The sequence below is a fragment of the Stieleria sp. genome, from assembly GCF_041595215.1.
In the GTDB taxonomy this organism is placed as follows: domain Bacteria; phylum Planctomycetota; class Planctomycetia; order Pirellulales; family Pirellulaceae; genus Stieleria; species Stieleria magnilauensis.
In genome coordinates this window covers 1-2,786 of record NZ_JBFHKV010001098.1, presented here as the reverse complement: position 1 = coordinate 2,786, position 2,786 = coordinate 1, and the positions used below count along the sequence as shown (strand labels likewise).

General features: G+C 58.2%; 2 protein-coding genes. One reads left to right on the top strand and one right to left on the bottom strand.

Features of this window, described 5'->3' with window-relative positions; all coding sequences use genetic code 11:
- The first annotated feature begins 189 nt into the window (after positions 1–189).
- Positions 190–1,521, top strand: coding sequence for a sulfatase-like hydrolase/transferase (locus ABX749_RS28450; protein ID WP_372899010.1), 1,332 nt, complete (start codon positions 190–192; stop codon positions 1,519–1,521).
- Between the two features lie 13 nt (positions 1,522–1,534).
- Here the strand turns inward: ABX749_RS28450 and ABX749_RS28445 are convergent.
- Positions 1,535–2,786: response regulator (locus tag ABX749_RS28445; RefSeq protein WP_372899009.1), on the bottom strand; the 1,252-nt coding region annotated here is incomplete at its 5' end.

The window sequence follows — 2,786 nt, the reverse complement described above, 5'->3', positions numbered from 1 at the left end:
GGCCCGCATGATGGGGCTGGACATGAAGCGTTTCGCCGACAGCACCGGCACGGTCGATCCGTTGTTGGCCTAGAACTGTGGGTCACGCGGTGCGTGACTTGTGGCATGCACAGCATGCCCTAACTAGACCTGTGGCATGCACAGCATGCCCTACGCCGCCTCACCAAACTGCGTTTTTGCGAGATCACTATGAGTCAATCTGTTCGATTTGCCTGCTCCACTGGATCGCTGCTACTTTTTCTATTGGTCTCGGCGCTCAACGCGGCAGAGCAACCCAACATCCTGATCGTCTTCACCGACGATCAGGGCTACGCCGACCTGGCATGCTATGGCAACGAAACGAACAAGACGCCGCGGTTGGATCAGTTGGCGACCGAAGGCACTCGGTTCACCTCGTTTTACTCTCAGACGGTCTGCGGACCGTCGCGATCGGCGCTGTTGACCGGACGCCAACCGCTTCGCAGCAAGGGCTGGGGCATGCCGGCGTCGGAAATCACGTTCGCCGAGTTGATTCGCGGGTCGGGATACCAAACCGCCTGCATCGGCAAGTGGGACGTGTCAAACCGGAAAGCCATTCTCGATCGAATGCCCAATGCACAAGGGTTCGATTATTACTTTGGGACCTTGGGCGCCAACGACGGTGGCAACGTCCGGTTCCACGAGAACAATGAACCGGCCGGCGCGACCGATGACATGGGCAGCCTGACCACACTCTACACCGACAAGGCGATCGAGTATCTGAAAGACAAACGCGACCCGGACAAGCCGTTCGTGTTGTATCTCGCCCACACCATGATGCACACCATCATTGATGCCTCGGATCGTTTCCGCGGCAAATCGGCCGGCGGATTATACGGGGATGTCGTCGAAGAGTTCGATTACGAAACGGGACGACTGCTCGATGTGATCGATGACCTGGGGTTGCGCCAGGATACGTTGGTGATCTACACCAGTGACAACGGGCCGTGGAACCAACGGAAGTACACCGACCGGAAAAAAGGGCATCCGGAGGGATCGATTTTCTGGGGCCAAGCCGGTCCGCTTCGCAACGGCAAAGGGTCGTGCTATGAGGGCGGCTATCGACTGCCCTGCATCGTCCGCTGGCCGGGCAAGGTGCCTGCGGGACGAGTTTCTGACGCCATCTTCGCCACCATCGACTTCATGCCGACCTTCGCACACCTGGCCGGATTTGAAGTTCCCAATGATCGCCGCATCGATGGTATCGATCAAACCGACTTGCTGTTGGGGAAACGCGAAACGGGACGCGAGCATTTTTATTACAACAACGCCGGCGTGCGTCAGGGCGATTGGAAATACCTCAAAGCCGACGCCTTCTTTCATGGCTACGCGGTCGAAGACGATCGAAAGAAGGTCGAAGAACTCTACAACCTGAAATCCGATCTGGGCGAGCAAACGAATCTGGCCGCGGAGCACCCCGAGAAAGTTGCTGAGCTGAAAGCATTGATGCGCCAGATCGAAGGCAACGATCCGCCCGAAACCTCACCGATTCAAATCAAATAACCGGGGGCCTCTATTACGGATCGATTTGTCGGTTCACAAAGGCCTCGAGTTCGACGTCGAGTCGGGCGACTTGTTGCTTGAGAGATTCGAGGAGACCGGGGACGGGAACCAAGTCGTCGGCTTTACCGAGTTGTTCGATTTGCTCGGCGAGTTCGACGACGGGTTTGGCGCCAAAATTTGCCGCGGCGCCTTTGAGCGTGTGGGCGCCTCGGGTGACGACTTTGACGTCGCTGGCCGCCAGCGCGTCTTCGATTTCCTTGACACGCTGCGCCGCCTCTTCGCGTAAGACTTTCGCGATTTCTGTCAAGAATGCGTCGTTGCAGCCGCGCATTCGATTGCGGGCGTGTTCGACATCGATGACCTCGTAGTCGGGTTGTGGATCGGGTGTGACTTCCCCATCTGCCTCCGCGTTGGGCTGGACGGTTGCATCATCCGTGGACGCCTCTTTCGACGCGTCCGTGGCGGCAGGAGTATCGTCGGGGGCGTGTCGCCGTAGGACCATGGCCAATTCCTTGGGGTCAATGGGTTTGCTGATGTAATCGTCCATGCCGGCTTCCAGGCATCGTTCGCGATCCCCTTTCATGGCCGCGGCGGTCATCGCGATGATGGGAATGTGATTTCCCGTGGACGCTTCTTCGCGACGAATTTGTTGGGTCGCTTCTTGCCCATCCATGACGGGCATCTGCCAGTCCATCAAGATCACGTCAAAGTGGCCGTCTCGCCAGGCCTCGACGCCGAGTTTTCCGTCACCGGCGACTTGGACTTGGTGTCCCATGCGTTCCAGCAACCCGCTGGCCACACGCTGGTTCACATAACCGTCTTCGACCATCAACACACGCAACGCAACATCGGGCTGCTCGACATCGCTGGGTGGATCGATGTCCACAATGTCATCGGGCGATACCATGGCGTTGAGGATCGTCTCGAGAAACTCCGATTGCACGACGGGTTTGGTCACATAACTGGCCACGCCTAGGTCGCTGCATCGCTGTTTGTCTTCGCTGGTCGCCGAGGAGATGATGATGGTTTTGGTGTGTCGCAGCTGATCGTTTTCCAGCATCTTGGTGGCGACATCGTAGCCGTCCATGTTCGGCATCACGCAATCGAGCAGCACCAGTTGGTAGGGCGCATCGGCCGCGGCGGCGCGTTCGAGTTCTTCCAACGCCGTTTGCCCATCGGCGACACACGTCGGGGCCAGCCCCCAAGACTGAAGCATCTCGTTGAAGATCAGTCGATTGGTTCGGTTGTCGTCGACGACGAGCACG

Excerpts from the sequence above, each read along its gene's own strand:
- ABX749_RS28450 (WP_372899010.1), top strand. The coding sequence starts at position 190 with ATGAGTCAATCTGTTCGATTTGCCTGCTCCACTGGATCGCTGCTACTT.